The sequence below is a fragment of the Neobacillus sp. PS3-40 genome (assembly GCF_030915485.1).
Taxonomy (GTDB): Bacteria; Bacillota; Bacilli; order Bacillales; family Cytobacillaceae; genus JAUZPL01.
The window spans coordinates 1850733-1872190 of the sequence record NZ_CP133266.1 but is presented as its reverse complement, the minus strand read 5'-3'; the positions used below and the strand labels follow the sequence as shown (position 1 = coordinate 1872190).

The window sequence follows — 21458 nt, the reverse complement described above, 5'->3', positions numbered from 1 at the left end:
TCGAAGATTCCTATTTCATAGATACTTAATTAATTAGAAAAAGAATGGTGGTGTTTTTCATGGATGTAGCATTAATGTCAATGGCATTAAGCCAAGTACAGCTTCAGGAACAAGCTTCATTATCTGTTATGAAGATAGCAATGAATCAAGCAGAAGGAAGTGCTCTATTCCTTAACAAGTTGATGGGAGAGGACAACGTACAAGCTCTGCAACATGCAACACAGCCTCATTTAGGTGGGAATATAGATATAAAAGGATAAAAATTGAATTTATCGAAGGATTAATATAATAGTCTGTTAAAGTAAATACAAGAAGGACATAAAAAAACCACAAAATTTGCCTATTTGGGATTTACCCAAGTTGGCTTTTTTTCTATGAATGGCTCTGCACACAGTAATAGTCATTTTTCTCCATTTGAAATCATTAAATATTTTCCGATATTAATAGTAGACAAGTTTTATATAGGGTGTGTTGATATGGAAGTTATGAATCTAGGTATCGGCCTTCAGTCGAAATTTCAATTAAAGGATGGCGCACTTTCTATTAAGAAAGGGGATGTTAGCCAGGTTACCATTAAGGAGAGGATGGCTGATAACGAAGCGAAGGTGGTTTGGAAGGGGCAGCAAGTTGCGGTTACGTTTGATGGTCCCATTCCGGCGGGAGACCGTGTATTTGTAGAGGTAGCTAAGCTGAACGAAAAGGGGCAAATGGTGGTAAGGCCAATTAAGGACACACCTACAGAAACTCTATCAAAAACAGTGGATACCTTACTTTCAAGATTGGGCTTTGATCCTAGCACCCATACGGAATTGAGAGAAGCGGTTAAGCAAATCTTTTCAAATGGTGGAAGTGTTTCGAAGGATTCTCTTGTTAATTTACAGGATTTTTTAAAAAATGATTCAGGTACGCAAGCTGAGAAGCTAGAAACAATTAAAATCATGCAACAGAAAAATATTGAATTTACGAAGGTTCAACTGAATGCTGTTAATATAGCTTTACATGGTGATACTCTCACGGAGTCATTGTCAGACTTGATGGAAGGTGTTATCGATTTTCAAACGCCTATTGCTCAAGGTGAAAATTTAAATTTAGCTACGGATATTAAAAAAGCCTTGCAAATTCAGTTGGCAGGCAAGGAACGTATTATGCAGGCCCTTTCCGATTTTGAGGGCTCTATTGATATTAAAGAAGCTGTTCAGCAGGAATCGAATCTTTCCTCTATTAGCGCCATACTTCAAACAAAGGAAATGCCTACGGAGCTTAAAGATAAGATTAATCTTGCTATTCAAGAAGCACAAAAGCTTGAGCAAATTGGTACAGAGAAATTAGGAAGTGCTCTTCAAAGTTTCATTCAAGAACCTAAGGCTATGGGAGATTTAGAGAATGCTAGATATATGCTAGCGGATGCTAATCCACAGCATCAAAAAATGGCTGAACAGTATTTAATGAATGAAGCTGTTCAGTTGCTCCCGTTAGATTCAAAAAATGTATTAGTTACTGAAATAACAAAAAAGTTCTCACAAATGTCACTGGATTTTAGGCAAGTAACGCAGGATATGAGTCGGAATTTAGAGGCAACAACGAGTTTGATTAATACAAAAAGTGCTGTACCAGCCCAGCAAATCCTAGAGGCAACGATTAACAACTTAGATAAAGCTATTTTAAAAGGAGACTTCATGCTTTACACCGATATGGATACAGAGAAAAAAGTATTGGTGGCAAGCTCGAGGTTGGCTGAAGCAAACAATTTGCTAAGTAAAGGTAATTTTGATGAAGCTAATCAGATTGTGAAAGAGGTAAAGGCAGGACTGGAAAAGATGACGTTTAACCCGTCAGATAGTAGGGTAAAGCATTTTGTTTCAGAGCAAGAACAGTTAACATCGAAATCGATGCTAGAAAAAGTGATTCAGCTTTCTCTTGATCATGAATCCGGTGCAAGAGGAATTTTTGAAAAATTAAAAGGGATGGGTTTAACACATGAGGTAGATGTAGCTCGCTCAATGGTGGATAATCAGGAAATTCCCCAAAATTTAAAGTCAATCTTGGTGAAGATGGCAGAAACGAATGACAGTCAATCTAAAGTCGTCCAAGCTTTAGCCAACATTACTGGTCAGCAATTGTTAAACAAACAGGATACATCAGGTGTACAGAATGTGATTCTTCAGATTCCAACCCTTTTAAATAAGCAAGTTGAAAATGTAAAAATCTTTGTCAATTCACAAAAGAAGAGCGAAAAGATTGATTGGGAGAATTGTAGCTTGTATTTTGTGCTTGAAACAAAAAAGCTAGGTGATGTGGGGATCCAAATTTCTGCTGTGAACCGAAATTTATCAATTACTATTAAAAATAACCGAGAGACTCTTCAGAAGATAATTAAGCCGTTAACGGATTCTGCCAGGGATCGATTGCAGGAAATTGGCTACAAGGTTGGGACCATCCAATATAAGCCATTTTCAGTAAAAACAGAAGCCAAGATGGTTCAGGCAGAAAAGCCAGTTGAAGATAAAAAGGAAAAGGGGTTTGATTTTTCCATATGACTAGCCACTATTTTAATTCGAAAAATCGCAAGCAAATGAACGGTCCTTCTGCTGCTGTGATAAAATATGATAAAGGCCAGGGGAATACTCCGACAGTTGTCGCGCACGGAACAGGCTATGTTGCCCAAAAAATTATTGAGGCGGCGAAGAAAAATAATATTCATCTTCAAGAGGATTCAACGCTGATCCAAAACCTGCTGCAAATTGATTTGGGTGACTCGGTTCCACCACAGCTGTACGAAGTGATTGCGGAAGTTTTTATCTTACTTGAAAAAATGGACGAAGCCTATTAATAAAAGATTATAAAAAAAGTTTACTTTCGAGGTGTAAAAATGGAAGTACAAGGCGTTAATAAAACCTCTTTTTTGAGACTTGGATTAAAGGAAACAACATCCCAGGATTCAATTTCCTTTAATTCCGTCATGGATAAAAAGCGATCTGACATTTCACTTGATGCTCTTAATCAAAAAATGCTGGAAATTGAAAATCAGGGTAGCAAACTTGTGGAATCAAGAACCATTGAAAACTTGCGTAAGTATAAGAAATTAGTCAAAGGATTTTTAGATAATGCTGTGAAAAATGGTCTAGATCTACAGGAACACCGCGGATTTAACTATCGTGGATCTGCAAAAGCATACAAGCTTGTGAAAGAAGTCGACAAAAAGCTGGTTGATTTGACCAATACCGTCCTAGATAAAGAGCAAGGTAGTCTTGATCTATTGGGTCTAGTTGGAGAAATTAAGGGAATGTTGATTAATATCTATACTTAATGGATGACTACAGTGAATGTACTGTAGTTTTTTTCACTAACCCACAGTATTACTATTAACTTAATTCATATTAAATCCGATATTATAATAAAGATACAAACCAAGGGGAGATTGAAATGATCGATAGTATTTCAACATCGGGCATTCCTACACAGCAAAGAACTGCAATTAATGAAGGGGTACGGATAAAAGAAATTAAAGAGGATGAAAAACCAGCTTCAACGAATCAATTTGAGAAAAAGCAATCACAGGAAGTTAATCAAAAGAAAAAAGAAAAGGTAAAAGAGATCGTTAAGGGGTTAAATGATTTCTTACAGCCTGCACATACATCCATTAAATTTAAGCTTCATGAAAAGCTTAATGAGTACTATGTAACTATTGTCGATGATATAACCAATGAAGTTGTAAAAGAGATACCTGCCAAAAAGCTACTTGATACGTATGCGGATATGGCTGAGCACCTCGGGCTTCTAGTTGATAAAAAAATATAGTGTATTCTGGCTACATAGAAATTTGCAAGCCAGCCCAGTAATTTTTTAAGGAGTGTCATGAATGGCAATGAACAATCCCTATCAATCGTACCAACAAAACTCGGTTAACACGGCCTCTCCGGGCGAGTTAACATTAATGCTTTATAATGGATGCTTGAAATTTATTCGTCTAGCAAAAAGTGCTATTGTGGAAAAAAATATTGAAGTTAAAAATACGAACCTTCTGAAGGCACAAAAAATCATACAGGAATTGATGGTAACATTGAATTTAGATCAGCCTATTTCTAAAGATTTGCTTTCATTATACGATTATCTAAATAGGAGACTGATTGAAGCTAATATTAAGAATGATGTGTCAATCCTTGATGAAGTTGAAGAATTTATTGCTGATTTTCGTGATACGTGGAAGCAAGTTATTCAAATTAACCGTCAGAAGCAATATGCCCAAGGCGGTCAGGCTTAGTGAACAAAGTTCAAGCCATTTATGATTATACTGTCGAACTTCTTGATTTACTCGAAAATAAGCCTGAAGTAGATCGTGATGAGAAGATCAAAGTTATTAACGACCTTTTGGAGAAGCGGGAAAAAGAAATAAATGTACTTTCTGAGCCTTATACGGATCAAGAAATGGAATTGGGAAAGCATTTAGTTGATTTGAATAAAAAGCTTACACTGCTTCTTGAACGTGAAAAATTATTGATTCAAAAGGATATTAAAGATTTACACGCAAAAAAGGAATCAAATCAAAAATATACAAACCCATATGAGAACATTTCATCGGGTGGGGTATTTTACGATAAGAAAAATTAACTAATAAAGCCGTCTGGAAGGGCGGTTTTTGTGTCTTTGTATAAAATAAGACGGGATCTCATATAATAAATTAGTATCCCACCTACTTTAAAAACATATAAATCCTATGGTCAAAGTTTGACCTATTGTTGGCTATTTGGGTGTTCGGGAACCTTCTCCACTTGGGTTTAATAGCCTTGTCGAAGTTTGTCACTATTCTCCCTGTGTTATTGTCAAAAATTCGACAAAGTTTTTAAGAGGATTAGCAGGAATATGGTTGGGTAAAATAGAATGTATATACATAGTCTTATCAAAAGGAGGAGTTCACTTATGAATTATAACGTTCGAGGTGAAAACATTGAGGTAACTCCAGCAATTCGAGAGTATGTAGAGAAGAAAGTTGCTAAATTGGAGCGTTATTTTACTGAAACGCCTGAGGCAAACGTGAATGTGAATTTGAGATTTAATCAAGATAAAACTTCAAAAGTAGAAGTAACAATTCCACTTCCACAGCTTGTGTTACGTGCTGAGGAAACTAATGATGATATGTATGCAGGGATCGATTTGATCATTGACAAGCTTGAACGTCAAATCCGCAAGCATAAAACAAAGGTAAACCGTAAATTCCGTGAAAAAGGCGATTTTGTTAATATGTTCACAACTTCTGTAGAAAGTTCCGATTCGCATGAGTTTGAAGAGGATGATTTAGAGTTAGTGCGTACAAAGCGCTTCGACCTTAAACCAATGGATAGTGAAGAAGCGATTCTGCAAATGAACATGCTAGGCCACAACTTCTACGTTTTCACAAACGCTAACACTCACCAAACAAATGTAGTGTACAAACGTAAAGATGGCCGCTACGGCTTAATTGAAGCACATTAATAGTGAGATATTTACAGGACTTGAGCACTAAATGTTCGAGTTCTGTATTTTAAAACGCAGCTCCGATTCTGAATTGGGGCTGTGTTTATTTTGTTGTTTGGAGTTTATTTGAAAGATTTTTCCTCGAATAAAGAAGGGGAATCTTCGTATAAAATGCTTCATTTTTCGTATAAAGAGTGTCATTCTTCGCCTAAAAAAGTTCTCATAATTTACCCCAATGAGAAGGTTGTAGAGCAGTATATCCTTGAAGAAAGTAGAAAGTTTGCAATACCAAAAATTTATAATGAAAAAGACGTATTCAATTCGAATGTTTTTCTGGAATTTGAGATTAAAATGAGTGATATTTTTCCTGAGCCATAGCGGGAATGATTCGAATGGAATTATGAATCATACCCTTTTTAATTTGAATTCTCCAATTTTCCCCCCAACCTCTTTAAAATGCTCCTCATAAAGTTTTTTCATAACCCCAAAACAGCGTATTATTTCATATGAATCTGTCAAAAATGCTACTATATAAAGGAATGAAGTTGTGTGAATCTAAATCTACTAGACCAATTGATTGATACCTATTTATTGAACGATATGGATGAAGCTTATTATGATGTGAAAGAGAAGCCAATTGTTTACGATTGGGAAGATGATGAAACGGCTGAGTCGGAGATTGACTGGGATGATGAGGAAAATTGTGAACGGTATGAACTGATTCCTTTAATTTCAACTTTTGAGTCTTTTCGGTTGATGGAACAGTTTGCGGATAGTGTTGATGATGATCGAAAAAGTAATATGCTATTTCAAGCATTGAGAAAGTCTAAACCGTTTCGTAGATTCAAAGATACCCTTTTGGAATTAGGTATTCGTGATGAGTGGTTTGCCTTGGAATATTAATAAGGGAAAGAGAAAAAGAGGAATGGTTGGAGGGGTTGCAAAATGAATGAAAAAGTTAGTCGGAATGATCCTTGTCCTTGTGGGAGTGGGAAAAAATTTAAGAAGTGTTGTGGGGCAAATGAGGCTATTTCGATCACGCATATAATTGAGAGTGAAATCGATGATTTGCAAAAGCGAATTCTCTATTTTGCTATGGATCATTATGGTGTCGAAATTGAAGAAGATTTTGAGGATCTTCAAGAAGTAATGGTTATCGCCGAAGAACAAAGTAGAGAATTCTATGAAATGATTCATACTATCTGGTTTAGTTTATTTGAACAGTTGGAGGATGGGGAAACTATTCTGGAGAAATTTATTGCTATTGAAGGGAGAAGAATTAAGCGTCCGAAGTTGAGGGGAATTTTACAAACATGGGTTAATCCAAAGGTGATAGCCGGGAAGATTATCGGTGTTGAAAATAATAAACTTTCAGTAATGGATGTTTTTACTTCAGAAATCATCGAAGCGTATATGGTTACAGAGCATTTTCCTGTTGAAATGGGTTCATTCTTTGTTGGTTTACTGCTGCCTTACGATCAGAACTATGTCTTTTTCCCAGGCCCGCTTGATTTGACTGATATACCTGTTGAACAAGCGGTTGATTTTATCGAAAGAAGCAGTGTCGACGCTGGGTATGATTTACCGCAGGAGTATTTAACGGACTTTTTTATTGAGGTATTGAGTGAACTTCCAATGGTGGGCCAAAGCGTTGATCTTGATAGCTTGGACTGGCCAGCGCCCATCTATCAAGAAGTGGCAGGTATCTTTAAAAATAAATTTGAAACCCTTGATGATTCGGAATTGCTAGTGGAAACTGGGACTATTCTTTGGTTCCAATTTTGCCAGAAAAGAGAAAAGAGGATTCAAAATCCCAACATCTATGCAGCAGCAATTCATTATTTAGTGACAACGCTTGTGCCGATGGGATTAAGCTATACACAAAAAGAGCTTGGGGAGCAATACGGGGTTTCAGCTGGTTCCGTTTCATCGGCGTTTAAGGAACTTGAGAGTGTTTTGTCTGATGAAATAACGGATCTCCTAAGGAGCTTTTATGATGCTCCAAATGGTGTCAAAGCCCCCGTTGTCCAATTCAATCCTCAACAGGGACCAATGGTGACGGAGAGGGCTATGCAGGAGGCAATCACAGAACTTCAGGGGGAAAACTTTGAAAGCATCGATGAAATCAATCAATTTTTAAATCAACGGCTAAATGCTCCTCAAAAAGTACTTCCGAAGGGTAACGAAGAGCGCGCCCAAGATTTAATTTATGATGCCTTTGAAGCAGTGGGGAAACAGCGCTACAAGCTTGCTGAAGAGGCTCTAAAACTAAATTCGGATTGTGTAGATGCCTATAATATCCTTGCGGAGGTGGCGGGTAGCGTTGAAAAAGCTGCCAAAATGTATGAAAAAGGAATGTTGCTAGGGCAAAAGGAATTGGGTAAAGCCTTTTTTATGAAAAACAAAGGCCATTTCTGGGGACTAATCGAGACAAGACCGTTTATGCGGGCAAAACTTTATTATGCCGAGGCCTTGTACAATATAGGAAAAATAAACGAGGCAACAAAGCACTACGAAGAGCTGCTTGAACTGAATCCAAACGACAACCAAGGAGTTCGTGACTTTTTGTTCGTTGCTTATGTTGATCAAGGAGAATTGAAAAAGGCGCAAAGCCTGCTTAAGCAGCATGATGAAGGGACAGCCCAAGGCTTATACAATAAGGTTTTGCTTGAGTTACTTGAAAAAGGATTCACTTCAAAAGCAGCAACTTTATTAAAAGCAGCGAAGAAACAGAACAAGTATGTGATTGCCTTTCTTACAGGGAAAAAACGAGTTCCAGATCAACAGCCAGATTATTACGGGTGGGGAGATGAGAATGAGGCGATTATTTATGCTTTTGGGCATTTGCATCTGTGGAGGAAGATTGATGGACTCAATGATTGGGTGAAAAACAAATGAAACTGAGAGGGATGAGCCTTCTCAGTTTTTTTTTTTCGCGAAAAATAGAGATAGGATGGATACATTTTTTTTGTATTTTAGATGGATAAAAAAGAATTGATTTAAGGATAAAGGACATTCAGCAAAATCATTGAATCAAAGGAAGAATATTGACTTAGTATTCGTTAATATTGGAATATAAATAAAAACGAGAGGTAAATTCCTCTCGTTTCTTTATGGTGACGGAGATTCCGTTGATGCCTGTGGAGCATGGGCCGCTTCGATAAATGATTGTGATGTACCACCATGGCATTTTGAACAAGCTAAATGTATTTTTTTGGTTAGATCATTAGGGTAATTAGGGTCATTAACTAAGTCATGATTATCATCAACTGCTATTCCTACAACACCATAAACAGCGGTAGTACCATTATGGCATTTCATGCAGAATTGTTTTTCTGCATCATTATTCCATCCACCTGAGGGGGCAGAAAAATCACCATCTTGATTTTCTTGACCTAACTTATTTTTTAATAATTTAATATTGCTAGAACTATGTGTTTCATGACATTCAGCACAAGGTAATGGACCAGTTACATTACTGCCATCAAGGGCTGCAAAGTTATGTTTTGAACTGGTTTTTATATATAAGGGTTGAATATCTGATTGAACTTCACCTTTTTGAACCTTATCTGCATTATGACAACGGAGGCATAACTCATTATCTGAAATATCTCCTAATCTAGTTGTACTTTTTCTGTAATGGAAAATGTCGTACGTTACTCCAGCAGAATCCTCATACATTCCAGTTTTATCATCATGGCAATTTTCACATAGCGTATTATCTCTATCAATTTCGGCTGGGTCTTGGGGAGCGCCCTCAATGCCCGTATGATCAAAACAAAGTGATCCTTTAACATATTAGGATTATCTTTTGTCCAAAGCAAATGCGGATCATGACAAGAGGAACAGGATCCTTGATTGGCTAGATGTTTGGAATCAAGAAATTCATCGTGTTTTGAACTTGTTGATACATCCATATTATCTACTTTTGAAGCAATTCTCATTGTTTCACCTGTCTCGACTCTTGTAGCAGTCGTTCCATCATGGCAAGCCATACAATAATTAACTGTATTATCTTGGTCAACTGGGCTTTTTGTTTTATCTTTTATAAAGTTTCCGCCTAATGCCCATCAGTGAAATCTTTACTAAATGACCATGCATTATCAGAAATAATCATCGTATCTGAGGGGATAACCACAGGATTTGTTGGATCGGTAGTATCCGTGATCGTTACAGATAATTTTGCATTAGGGTCAGTATTTGTATCTAATGTGTAGGTTCCAGAAAATTGGAGATTTTTATTTTTAAAATTCTCATTAACGGTTGGATTTGTAACCTCAAAACTAAAGGATGTTTCTGCAGCTTGATCAATATCAGATGGAAAAGGATACAAGAAAGAACACAAAAAAATGATTAATATAAAAAGGTATACTGTAAGGTGTCTTATATAATTTGTTCGTTTCATAAAAGAGTCATCTCTTTTCTTTGCTTTAAAACTATTGTCTAACTTTTACGTTAATTACTATGAATATATATTTATTGTAGTCCAATTTTACCCGCAGTATGAACGCAAAAAACGTCTAAAATTCATAACTCTTTTGACATTGCAGTAACAGAAATATGTACATTCGTTTTCTTTACCTTGTAAATTATTCCTTCTCAACTAACTAAGAATTTGACGATTTTTATTGCTTTTTTAAACTTATTTTCACAGGTGGAATTTGACCCAAGAATTTATCAAAATTAGCTTTAAGGAGTATGGGCTAGAAAACTATATTTCAATTAAATTAGAGTTTTAGGCGAAAAAAATGGTAAGAGCAAAATTGCCCTTACCAAATCGATTATACAAGTTAAAATTGTAGCGATTAAGGAATTCATAAGACATCTCTATTTTCCAAAAAAATATCTTCAAATACAAATGGATTATTAATCTATGATCTTGGTTTCGTATCAATAAATATTTTACTTATTATAGGATGAACCCTCACTATGGCATTTTGTACATGCATCATGATTTCCTTCATGCCCTGGATTTTCGTGACAGGCTGAGCATGTTTTATCCTTGTTTGTGATGGCAGTAATGACTTTTTGATCTGTGCTCTTATGGCAGGTATCGCAGGTTTGACCTCTTTTAACATGCTCTGTGCTCAAGACTTTGTTATGACAGCCAGAACAGTTGTCTTCAAGCTGTGAAGTGTGCAATGATTCATGATCAAGGTTAGTATGGCATGAAGAACATGCTGTATTTTTATCAGCTATTGCTTTTACAACTTTAGGATTAGAACTTTTGTGACATGTATTGCAAGTTATGGCATTATTATTTTGATCTGTACGCCCATCCCGAGCATGTTCTCTGGTTAAGGATTTAGCATGGCAGGTGGTGCAACTAGCATCTCCGGTGCTCTTGTGTAACTCGGGAATATCATGGGATGGTACGCTGCCTCCTCCAATTCCTGAACCCGGTTGATGGCAAATAATACAATCCCACATTTCCCGATTTTCTATAACCCTGAGAGGCTTGGATGTATCATTGTTTTTAACTTGATATTTGATGGAAGGTGATGATCCATGCTGGGCAAGAGGCCCACTGATTGGATCACTTGCATTATGACATTGTTGGCAGTCAGCAGGAACAGTAATATAGTTATGGCATTTTTCGCAGTCATTATCACTATGTGTCCCGTTAAATTTTAATTTGTTTCGATGAACATCTTCAAAATTTTTAGTTGTGGTTTGATAGGTCTGATGGCAGGTTAAACAATTTTCAATATTGGAGTCGGACATTTCAGGATATGTGTTCGTATAGAACTTCCATTCTTTCGTTACAGCGAGATCTGTGTTATCTTTTACTGTTAAGGTAACAGTATGGAATTTTTCATTCTCTAAGTCTTCGGAAGGGGTATAGGATACCATTCCCGAAGTTTCGTCATAAGTATGGTTAACTTTTTCTCCATCAATCATTAAAACAATCGATTCTCCTGAAATCATTCCGTTAGGAGATTTGACAATAGCAGAAATGACAGGCCTCATATTTTTTTCGCCATACGTATTTGGTGTTTCATTTGAAATGAGTGGCTTTGCTGAAACGGTAAAATTCCATTGTCGGGTTATTTGATTCCCAAGTTTATCCTCAGAATATAATGCTAATGTATGACTGCCATTCGGAACGATACCTCCATATGAAACAACAGCTTCTTTTCTAGAAGTAATGATATAATCCCCATAATAATTTTTATAACCCTTGTATTTAAGGCTTCTTTGGAGAGGATTTCCATCTAAAAAAAGTGCCACATTAACATTAATATCTGTCAGGTCTTTTAATTGAGCACTAAATTTTAAGTTACCATCTAAAATGTTCATACCATCTTGAAAGTATTGTAGGCTGGTAAGTTCAGGCGGGTTTGAATCTACAACAAAGCTCCAAGGATAAATATTGAAATTTCCCGACAAATCCTTTGTTTCTAAGCTAGCAGTATAGCTTCCATCTGCAAAAATATTGTCATAAGATAACGTGCCATTATCTTTATTGATCGTTAATTTACTTTGGTCAATATAAGTATTGTTAATCTTTAATTTAACGGAATCCCAGTTTACGGAAGTATTGTCATTAATCACTGCAGATATTTGCGATACTCGTAATTGTTCACTGTTATTTACGGGATTGACTAGGCTTATGCTAGGAGGTTCTGCAACTGTAAATGACCATGATTCATTAAGAATATTGCCGGCATTATCTTTTATGCTGATTTCAACAGTATATTGGCCATCTTTTAGATTGGATGAATTATAACTAACTGTTCCTACAGAGTAATCATCAATGACCCAAACTCGAGTTTCGCCGCTTTCTATCCATCTACCTTTGTACTTAAATTTAGGGATTACGGACTCCCCATTCAGTTTCATTGTGACACTGCTAGAATCGAGAGCAGTAGTGCCTTTTATGTCGACGGAAATATTAGGATTGGAAATTTTTATTGTGGCAGATTTTCCTGGAAAGTGATTTGTAAAGTTTGTGTCAATCGCAAAAACAAAAATGGCACCTACTAGTAATATGAATGTTGTTAATAAAAGTGAAGAAAAAACTTTGGTTTTACGACTTTGTTTTAAAAAACTCTTTACCATTTTCTTTCCCCCCTTTGCGTTGAAGTATTGGTGGAGATGTAAAAATTATGCAAGTTCTAACGTAAGTCAATTTTTTCCCACATTAAAAACTATTTAAGAAAGGCTTGGTTTATTCCGGTTTGGTAAATATATTAAAATAGTTCCAGTAACAGAGATGCAGTTCAAGGTTAGAAAGAATGAGGGCTTTTGAACATACGATTAAGGCTGTTGGACTATTTTTTACCCAGGTCACATTGTTATCATAATTTAGAAAAATTGACTTTATTTATTGTAGTAATATGAATATATAAAGTTCAAATATGGTTTGGGAGATGCTCAGTATGCTAATTTCTTTCAAAACTAAATATAGATTCCAAAAGAAACAAAGATTAAAGGCCGTTTTTCTTTTGATAGCATTACTTTGTTTGATACTAATTTTTTCAGGCAATGCATTTAAATTATTTGAAAAATATTTTGTTAACGATCATCGTGAAGTACTGACCTATATAAAAAAAACAGAACGATATAACACAGATAGTATAGAAATTGTGGACAGTATTCGTTTAAATCTTTATAGAACATATCAGGGTGAATATAGTAATGAAGTAAAAATGGCAAGGGAAGATCTTCAACAGGTAATCAACCACACTGTTGCTCTAACACCACCTCATAGTTTCGAACATCATAAAAATTTATTGATTACTGTTTTGCAACAGCGAATGCTTATTTTGACAACCTATAATCAAACAAAAAAAACATATGTTTTCGATAAACTTAAAATGAGCGTTAATGAATTATCACAAATGCAGGACAAAGAAAGAAAAGAACTATTGAAGGCTTTAAAGAAGGAAGGAATTCATTATAAACAACTTGGAGATGGTTCTATACGTTACTGGTATAAAAGCCATTCGGCAAAAACAGTGAATGGGGGTATGTAAAATCCAATTCTGATTGTCATATTTTCAATTAACTAAAAAAAACGAGAGGATGAAAACTTCTCTCGGCTTTTTTACTTATTAATTCCCTTTTTAGGTCCATGAGCTGCTTCCATGAAAGCTTTAGGAAGTGTCTCAACAGGATTATCTGGATCATAGCTATCTGAATGGCATTCAGAGCAAGCTTTTAAATTGTCTGACTCATGTCCCGTTATGGTATCATCTAACGCTCCAATCTTACCGTAAATCTCTGTTTTGTTGTTATGACATTTTAGACAGAAGGTACGCTCTTCAGAAGGGCCCCAACCTGCATCAGGTTTACTATAAATATCAGTTGTCTCAGGGTTATTTCCAAAGTTCTTCCTAAGCAACTTTACATTATCAGATCCATGTGTTTCATGACATTCAGCACAGGGCATTGCCCCAGCTAATTTACTACCGTCCTCTTGAGTAAATGAATGCCCCGAAGTACTTGTATAATAGGTCTCAATATCTACAGCATCATTTTTTGTATTACCATTATGGCATCTCAAACACAATGAATAATCTGGCACAGTATTTTGTGTTGAATCCGTTTCTTTTGGTGATGTTCCACCTTCTGCTGATGTTGATTTCTTATAAGAAAGTGTCTCCTTAACGGGATCTGGGTAATCATTTATATTTATAGGCGCGTTATCCTCATGACAAGAACCACAAGTGACGTCTAAAGAATCAACGGTCTGTCCCCCTGATTTTGAGGTATAAACATCGTGATCCTTTAACAAGTTTGGATTTTCTTTCGACATGCTTAGGTGTGGATTGTGGCACGCCGTACAAGAATCCGTTTGTATTAAAGGCGTAAGCTCAGAACCACTTCCAGACTCGTTAGATGGATGATTATGTTGATAGGTTTTGTCGATATTGTTAACAATTGGAGCAGTTGTTGTTCCATCGTGACATGCTAAACAATAACTTTTAGAAAGGTCAGCATTTGGAAAGGTAGCCTTTTGTATATCTGTATTATAGTATCGTCCACCTTCTAGTGAAGGATTTTTTCCAAGATGTGTACTATGGCAAAATGCACATGTATTTGTGTTATTTATATAATGCATATGTGGGTTATTATCTTCGTTTTCACTTGTTGTAATGAATTTTAAAGCCTTAGGATAAGCAGAGATTCCATTTACATCTTTAATGTCAGTGTTAACAAAATATGTTGTATTGGAACTGAAATTATTAGTAGGATTAAAGGTTATTGTATATACTCCATTTTCATCGGGGCCATCCCAACTAACTACTCCATCTATATTTATAGTGGGTTCCTTTTCTGATTTGATAATAATTGAGCCTGTGCTTTCATTTAAAGGAGTACCATTTATCTCTTTAACTAACAATTGAATATTTGTATCCAACGGAACATGGGTCATATCTTCGAGTGGCGTGTTCCAAGTCCCGTCTCCAGTTATTAATTTATATTCTTTAATAATAGGCCTATCTACCTGCACCATAAACCAGATACTTTTTGTAATGGAAGGGTTGGTTCCGTCGTTTGCGGTAAACGTAACTTTGTGTCGACCTGGTACGAATTGTTTACTGATTGACCATACTTTATTTACTGAATCAATAATGATACCGCCTGATGAAATGGGTTGTGGGTTTATAGGATCTATCGTTTCTTCCATCGTAACAGTTAATCCTGTATCTGATGAATATGTACCAGAAAACTGGACATTTCCATTGTTTAAAGTTTGATTGCTGGTGGGATTTGTTATATCAAATGCAAATAGTGATCCATCAGCATTAGTTAGAATAGGGAAGAGAGATGAACCCAGAAAAACGATCAGTGTAACTAGATACAGGGCAATACATCTTAGATAATTCGTCCTTTTCATATTTCGGTCATCTCTTTTCTTAGCGTTCAAAGAAGTTCTTCTGTTTGTTAATACGAATATATTAATATATACACACATAGTAATATAGGCCAATTATATCAGTAATACTATTGCAAAATATGTCGAAAAATAATAGACTTTTTGACATTTTAAAAACATCTTTGAAAATAAAACCTTTATCTATACAGAGTATTTTGCATACTAAAGAATTCGATCAAAAATGATGGAATGGGGGAGTAGTTTAATAATTAAATGGGATATAGACAAAAAAACGAGGGGTAGGTTCCTCTCGTTTTTGGTTATGGATTCACCGTTCCTGTCTGAGGTGAGTGTGCTGCTTCAATAAATGATTTTGTTGTACCTCCATGGCAGGTAGAACATGCCTCAATGCTAGTTTCTTCATGGCCAAGTGTTTTAGAGTCAGGTAGTTTACCAGTCACCCCAAAAATAGCTGTCGATCCATTATGACATTTCATACAAAATTCTCTTTCCTTTGCTGCATTCCAATCGCCGGAAGTTGCAACAAAATCATCCTGTAGATTCTCTTGTCCTAATTTCTTTTTTAATAATTTAATATTACTAGAACCATGAGTCTCGTGACACTCTGAACAAGGTAAAGAGCCGGTTACAATACTGCCATCTTGAGCAGCAAAGTTATGTTTTGAGTTATTTTTTTCATACAATGATTGAATATCAGATAGAGTTTCTCCTTTTTGAAGTTTATTTGCATTGTGACATCGGAAGCACAGATCATTATCTTCGATGGTCCCTAATCTGTTTGTACTTTTTCTATAATGTGATATTTTATATTCGACACTTGCATAATCTTTTATTAAAACTGTTTTTCGATCATGGCAGGTTTCACATAATATTTGATCACTATCAAGTATTTCTTGAGGGGCATTTTTTGCTGGGTCAACTAATGTATGATCATACACAAAATGATCTTGTAGCATATTAGGGTTATCCTTTGACCAAACCAAATGTGGGTTATGACAGGATGCGCATGATCCTTGATTTGCTAAGTGCTTGGTATCAAGAGCTTCATCGTGTTTCGAACCTGTCGACAAATCCATATTTTCAACTTTTGATGACATCCTTGTAGCTGACGTACCGTCATGGCATGCCATACAATAGTTAGTTGTATTATCGGGATCCGTCGCACTTTTCGTAGAATCTTTTATGAATTTACCCCCAAGTAATTTGACACTTCCTCCTGTATGGCTGTTGTGGCAATTGGCACACAAGTTGGTTCGATTAACTTGTGTTTGTGGGTCACTTAATAAATAATTACCATGTGGATCACTCTCATCGTACTGTGAATCTGTACCAATAACTTGACTCGTAGTGGTAAATTTCAGTACTTTTGGATAAACAGTGTTTCCGCTGCTATCTACAATATTAGTAGTTAAATAAACATAATAAGTTGTACTTGGTTCAAGCTGTGAACTTGGCGTAAATGTAATAATATAGTTTCCATTTGCATCAGGTTGTGGTGGACTCTGATGATCTTCAACACTTACAACGTTTGTTTGATTGTCTGATGTGACTGTTATTGGATTAGTATAAGTTGCTCCGTTATTTTCTTTTTTATATGCTAAACCATTTGTTTCATTCACCGTTATTTGAATTTTTGCATCCAATGGAACATGGGTCATGTCTTCAAGGATTGAGTCTTCCCATGCATTAATGTTTCCAACGTGATTTGGAGAAATTAATTTATAATCGGTAACAATAGGTCTTTGGGTATCTATTGTAAAAGAAACATCCTTTGAGATAGTAGAAGTTCCATCTGTAGCTGTAAAAGTAACAGTGTGTGTTCCAACAGAAAAATCTTTATTAAATGACCATGAACTATTATCAGGATTTTTAATTATTTGGCTAGAAATATCCTCGGGGTTGGTTGGGTCTATATTATCCACAACTATTGTCACATTTAATGTTGCACTTGGATCAATAGCGAATGTGCCTGAAAACTGAACATTTGTATCTTTTAGATAGGCATTATTTGTTGGGTTAAGAACTTCAAAGGACAAAGAAGTGCCAGCAGCTTGATCAAGATCAGATGGAAAAGGGTAGAGGAAGGAGCCACAAAAAACGATTAATATAAATAAATATAGGATCATGTGTCTTATATAATTCGTTTTTATCATAACAGTCATCTCTTTTCTAATTGTTAAAATACCGATTGTTGTTATACTGTTTGTTAATACGTATATAGGACTATAAACTAATTATATCAGTATTTTTGTAGTGAAAAATGTCAAAACGTGATAGATATTTTGACATTTTTGCAACAGAATGAAATAATAAAAAACAAGGTAATAACGCACATTACGCACGTTATTACCTTGCAAACTTGAATAATTCGTTTAGGCTATCAAATAGCGGCAACTATTTGATGGCTTTTTTTAATAATCGAATTCAATACCATTACGGTCTGTATCAACACCAGGAGTTGCGTTGTATTGGTAAGTGTCTGTATTTCTTGTACCACCAGAGTGGGAAGAAGTGTGACAGCCCCAACATACAGCCATGTTAGTGTAACGTTTTAATACAGAAGATGGGTTCTTATCTTTTAAATAATCAGTAACTAAAGCTTTACGTGCAGAGTTATCAGCACCAACTGTTGCATCGTATGGAGTTGAAGTGAAGTATTTATCTCCACCTCTAGCGGTGTCACCTGTTAAGATTTCATTATAAGTTAAACCACGAGCATCACGCATTACAGTTAAGTCAGTACCGTGTGCAAAGTGACAGCGTACGCAAGTATAGCTATCAGAAGTTGTATTGTGACGGTATGCATGGTCAAATGTACCAGTTTCTTTACCAGATACAGCTAGGTAATCAGTATGACATGCAGCACAGAATCCAGACATTGCAACACCGCGGTTTGATACGTACGCAGGGTTAGTAGTACCATTAGCAAATTTGCTTGCCCATAGAGCTGATACGTCTGTTGAATAAAGGTTGTTAATATCATCAGTAGAACCAGCTGTTGGTAATACTTTAGCTAACTTAACAACATAACCACGTGCAACATTACCAAATTTAACACTTTGAATATCAGTAATTAATTTAGCATTAGCAAGGAAACTTGCATCCGTTTTAGCGGCTAAGAAACCTTGGCCTAGAACTTCACCGTTCTTAAGTCTGTCAGTATCAACTGTGTCCTTATACTTGCCTACATAATCTGGGTCAGCATAGGTAGCATCATAAGTAGCGCCACTATAGAATGCTGTCCAGTAGTGTTTTGTATGAGTAGTGTCGAAATCATATTCATGAATGAATGGATCTGTGTCGATTACATACTTACTACCTGTAATTTCTGTTACGCCATCTTTATCATATTTTGGAACCCATTTCATGATTTGAACTACCCAGTCACCAGTTTTTAATCCTGCTGCAGTCATTGCTGCTGGATACTGGTCGACGCTATTTTTATCAAGATTTGTTGGCTGTAAAAGATCTCCAACTTGGAAACGGAAAGCAATATAGTTAACTGTTAGATCAGCATTAGTAGCATCTTTGTAAGTGATATTACCAGCAGCTTGTTTTGTAGTAAGATCTGTTAAAGTAGTCTTGTCAAGAACTGGAACGCTTTCTAATTTTTTACCACCATCTTTGATAAGGGTGTTAGCCATTCCGTTTGGATCTTCATTTAATAAACGGTCTGAGTAAGATCCGTGTGGTGCGTGACAGTTTGCGCAAGTGAATTCTTCAGTCCACTCTCCGCCTCTTGTTGAAGTAGCATCATCTTTAGCAGCAAAGTTTCCTCCAGGAGCAGCATTTAATTTAACAGAACCATCAGCTAAGTGAGCAGACATGTTACCGTCATGAGTTCCGCCAAATGTACCAGCAGAGTTTGAGCCAGTCATAACGTTATAGAAGCCTAATGTACCATCATGACAAGCAGTACATGTTGCATATTTACCATCTTTAAACAATAAGCCTTCAGATGCGCCTGTGTGCGTTTGGTGGCAGCTAGCGCAAGAGTTAGTATTGTTTTGGTATTCGCCGTGTGTACGTTGGTTATGAGTTCCATCAGCTTTCTTTAAACCAGTTGATTTTAGAACTTGATCTTTTGTTGTACCATCATTAACCCAAACGCCACTACCAGTTTTGTTTGCGTTTGTTTTGGTAACTGAATCATAACTGTTGTCTAATCCACCAGCTGTTGTTTGTACATTTTTACTCATGTCTGTACCTAATCCAGTTACATCTGAATTATAGCTGCCTGGAGTATTACTGTTATCCGGTGCAGCAGAAGCTACGATGCTAAACATTGCTACTAACATTAATGTTAGTAGGAATGAAAAGCTTAATTTTAACTTACTCATTTCTAAAAACCTCCCTTTTTTACTCTCTCTTTTTTTAAAACCGATAAATCTAATAATCTATTTATTTTTGAGGCACCACCTCCTTAAAGTAAGGGTAGATTTAATAGTAAATACAAATGCGATTGTTAAGTGTATCTGTTATATATACCCGATCGTTTTCATCAACATATAAACCGTTAGGAAGGTAGAATTGCTCGTTTTGATCACCCATGGTGCCAAAATGGAATACTTCTGTCCCTTTTTTGTCAAAGCCATAAACCATATGAGATAAATTGTTTACGATATATAAGATACCCCGTGAATCAATACCAATTCCGCGTGGGTTAACAAAAATGGATGATCCTTTCCCATCTTTAGAACCGTTAATTGCTCGAAGGTATTTCCCATTTTTATCAAAAGCTAGAATACGTTGATTTCCTGAATCAGAAACAAAAATATCATCATTTTTTTTGTCAATTGTAATTGCATTTGGAGCTTTGAGGAAATCGTTTTTATCAGCACCGCTGCTAATTTCAAGTAGTTTTTCACCATTTAGCTTCAAAACATAAACTTTGTGTTGCTGAACATCGGTTACATATAATTTTTCATTATAAATTCGAATACCAGCGGGGGATTTAAGTAATTTATTTTTATCATCAAAGTATTTGATGAATTTTCCTTTTGCTGTAAAGATAGAGATTTTTCCATTGTATAGATCAGCAACATAGACATTACCCTCTTTGTCACCGGTAATACCATACGGAAATTTAAATTGCCCTTTCCCGTCACCTTCCTTACCAAACATGAAGACTGGTGAACCAGCTGTATCAAAAACTTGAACTCTCTTATTATTTGTATCTGAAACATAGAGAAATTCACCGATTTTTGCCACATCCATTGGTTTATCCAATGTTTTATTAAAGTCGCCGTAAATAGTCTGGCTAAAGGTAGGAGGGGCGTTGGGATCAAGGGTTTTTGTTACCTTCTCCACATCTGATTGTAAATTAAAGTAATAGATAACAGCAAAGACGGCGGCAACTAATACCACGATTGTGCTCATCCATATATAGACGGTCTTTTTCTTCATGTATTTCCAACCCCTTATTTATTTCTTGGCAACTCTTTTTAGACCTGCTAATGCTGGTTTATACATCGGGTCGTAAGTAAGTGTATCTTTGTATATTTGTTCTGCATTTTTCTTATCTCCTTGATCTTCGGCAACCCGCCCAATTTCAAAAAGTATATCGGTATTTGTTGGTGATAATTTATTTGCTTCGTTTAGTGCTTTCATTGCTTCCTTATACATTTTAAGCTTTCGGAATACCATTCCCTTTAATAAATGGCCTTTATAGTCCCTAGGTGATATTTCAGAAGCCTTCTCAGCTGCTTTAATAGCATCATTTAGTTGGTTCTCTTCGTTATACACCAGTCCAAGATTAAAATAGGCATTAAAATTATTTTTATCTAAGTCTATTGCAACCTTGTATTGTTTAATGGCTTCATCAAAATTTTTATTTAAGAAATAGGCGTAACCTAGATCTACGCGAGGTTTCGGCTCATTTGGCTTTTCATCTACAACTGCTTTTGCACTTTCTAATTGTTGAGCAAATCGACTTTTATCGTAGTTTGACCATAAATACTTTTGACTTACATAATAAGCAGCACTTACTGATATCACTAAGGTTAGGGTCAATATAAGAAGGGATTGCCACCAATTAAATTTATTGTTCTTTGTTTTCTTCGTTTTTTTGTTGGACTCTTGATTTGTTATATTCTTTTGACCATCTTGATTCAATGGTTGGTCATGAGCTTCCATACTATGAACCCTCCTATTCTAGCAT

At 35.9% G+C, this 21458-nt stretch carries 20 protein-coding genes; 11 read left to right on the top strand and 9 right to left on the bottom strand.

The genetic code is table 11. The features are described from left to right. Positions 1–59: 59 nt before the first annotated feature. The 10 genes from RCG20_RS09375 to RCG20_RS09330 all read left to right on the top strand — a co-directional run bounded on the left by RCG20_RS09375 (position 60) and on the right by RCG20_RS09330 (position 8349). Positions 60–260 (top strand): YjfB family protein, encoded by a 201-nt coding sequence (locus RCG20_RS09375; RefSeq protein ID WP_308183968.1) that lies wholly within the window; start codon positions 60–62, stop codon positions 258–260. Positions 261–476: 216 nt separating this feature from the next. Next, entirely contained in the window at positions 477–2537 is a 2061-nt protein-coding gene (locus RCG20_RS09370; protein ID WP_308183967.1) for a hypothetical protein, read from the top strand. Continuing rightward, the gene (locus RCG20_RS09365) at positions 2534–2830 is read left to right on the top strand and encodes an EscU/YscU/HrcU family type III secretion system export apparatus switch protein (RefSeq protein ID WP_308183966.1); all 297 of its coding nucleotides are present in this window, start codon (positions 2534–2536) and stop codon (positions 2828–2830) included. The genes RCG20_RS09370 and RCG20_RS09365 overlap by 4 nt, the downstream gene beginning before the upstream one ends. Before the next feature lie 39 nt (positions 2831–2869). Further along, positions 2870–3307: a YaaR family protein gene (locus RCG20_RS09360; protein ID WP_308183965.1), complete on the top strand. Its 438-nt coding sequence runs from the start codon at positions 2870–2872 to the stop codon at positions 3305–3307. Positions 3308–3423: 116 nt separating this feature from the next. Beyond that, positions 3424–3798 carry a flagellar protein FlaG gene (gene flaG, locus RCG20_RS09355; RefSeq protein ID WP_308183964.1) on the top strand — a complete coding sequence of 125 codons (375 nt, stop codon included), beginning with the start codon at positions 3424–3426 and terminating at the stop codon, positions 3796–3798. 61 nt (positions 3799–3859) lie between these two features. Beyond that, positions 3860–4261: a flagellar export chaperone FliS gene (gene fliS, locus RCG20_RS09350; RefSeq protein ID WP_308183963.1), complete on the top strand. Its 402-nt coding sequence runs from the start codon at positions 3860–3862 to the stop codon at positions 4259–4261. After that, on the top strand, positions 4261–4608 hold the full coding sequence (locus tag RCG20_RS09345) for a flagellar protein FliT (RefSeq protein ID WP_308183962.1): 348 nt from the start codon (positions 4261–4263) through the stop codon (positions 4606–4608). Before fliS ends, RCG20_RS09345 begins: the two co-directional genes overlap by 1 nt. 309 nt (positions 4609–4917) lie before the next feature. Then, on the top strand, positions 4918–5469 hold the full coding sequence (gene hpf / locus RCG20_RS09340) for a ribosome hibernation-promoting factor, HPF/YfiA family (RefSeq protein ID WP_308183961.1): 552 nt from the start codon (positions 4918–4920) through the stop codon (positions 5467–5469). A 531-nt stretch (positions 5470–6000) separates the two neighbouring features. Further along, positions 6001–6354, top strand: coding sequence for a UPF0158 family protein (locus tag RCG20_RS09335; RefSeq protein ID WP_308183960.1), 354 nt, complete (start codon positions 6001–6003; stop codon positions 6352–6354). A gap of 42 nt (positions 6355–6396) precedes the next feature. Continuing rightward, positions 6397–8349: an SEC-C metal-binding domain-containing protein gene (locus RCG20_RS09330; RefSeq protein ID WP_308183959.1), complete on the top strand. Its 1953-nt coding sequence runs from the start codon at positions 6397–6399 to the stop codon at positions 8347–8349. Positions 8350–8562: 213 nt separating this feature from the next. On the opposite strand, the gene RCG20_RS09325 is transcribed toward RCG20_RS09330, so the two are convergent. The 4 genes from RCG20_RS09325 to RCG20_RS09310 form a co-directional block, all read right to left on the bottom strand. After that, positions 8563–9132 (bottom strand): multiheme c-type cytochrome, encoded by a 570-nt coding sequence (locus tag RCG20_RS09325; protein WP_308183958.1) that lies wholly within the window; start codon positions 9130–9132, stop codon positions 8563–8565. Next, entirely contained in the window at positions 9108–9446 is a 339-nt protein-coding gene (locus RCG20_RS09320; protein ID WP_308183957.1) for a cytochrome c3 family protein, read from the bottom strand. Before RCG20_RS09320 ends, RCG20_RS09325 begins: the two co-directional genes overlap by 25 nt. Before the next feature lie 65 nt (positions 9447–9511). Then, a complete protein-coding gene (locus RCG20_RS09315) occupies positions 9512–9856 on the bottom strand; it encodes a hypothetical protein (RefSeq protein WP_308183956.1) in 345 nt (114 codons plus the stop codon). A gap of 497 nt (positions 9857–10353) precedes the next feature. Further along, complete coding sequence (locus RCG20_RS09310; RefSeq protein WP_308183955.1) at positions 10354–12513, bottom strand: hypothetical protein; 2160 nt, start codon at positions 12511–12513, stop codon at positions 10354–10356. A 320-nt stretch (positions 12514–12833) separates the two neighbouring features. On the opposite strand from RCG20_RS09310, the gene RCG20_RS09305 reads away from it, so the two are divergent. Then, a complete protein-coding gene (locus RCG20_RS09305; RefSeq protein ID WP_308183954.1) occupies positions 12834–13430 on the top strand; it encodes a hypothetical protein in 597 nt (198 codons plus the stop codon). A gap of 71 nt (positions 13431–13501) precedes the next feature. Here RCG20_RS09305 and RCG20_RS09300 read toward each other — a convergent pair whose 3' ends face one another. From RCG20_RS09300 to RCG20_RS09280, 5 genes are all read right to left on the bottom strand, one after another. After that, positions 13502–15298, bottom strand: a complete 1797-nt coding sequence (locus RCG20_RS09300) for a cytochrome c3 family protein (RefSeq protein WP_308183953.1) — start codon at positions 15296–15298, stop codon at positions 13502–13504. A gap of 299 nt (positions 15299–15597) precedes the next feature. Next, positions 15598–17451, bottom strand: coding sequence for an Ig-like domain-containing protein (locus RCG20_RS09295; protein WP_308183952.1), 1854 nt, complete (start codon positions 17449–17451; stop codon positions 15598–15600). A gap of 258 nt (positions 17452–17709) precedes the next feature. Further along, a complete protein-coding gene (locus tag RCG20_RS09290) occupies positions 17710–19638 on the bottom strand; it encodes a cytochrome c3 family protein (protein WP_308183951.1) in 1929 nt (642 codons plus the stop codon). 100 nt (positions 19639–19738) lie between these two features. Further along, entirely contained in the window at positions 19739–20704 is a 966-nt protein-coding gene (locus tag RCG20_RS09285) for a 6-bladed beta-propeller (RefSeq protein WP_308183950.1), read from the bottom strand. A gap of 18 nt (positions 20705–20722) precedes the next feature. After that, positions 20723–21433 (bottom strand): tetratricopeptide repeat protein, encoded by a 711-nt coding sequence (locus tag RCG20_RS09280; RefSeq protein ID WP_308183949.1) that lies wholly within the window; start codon positions 21431–21433, stop codon positions 20723–20725. Positions 21434–21458 lie beyond the last annotated feature (25 nt).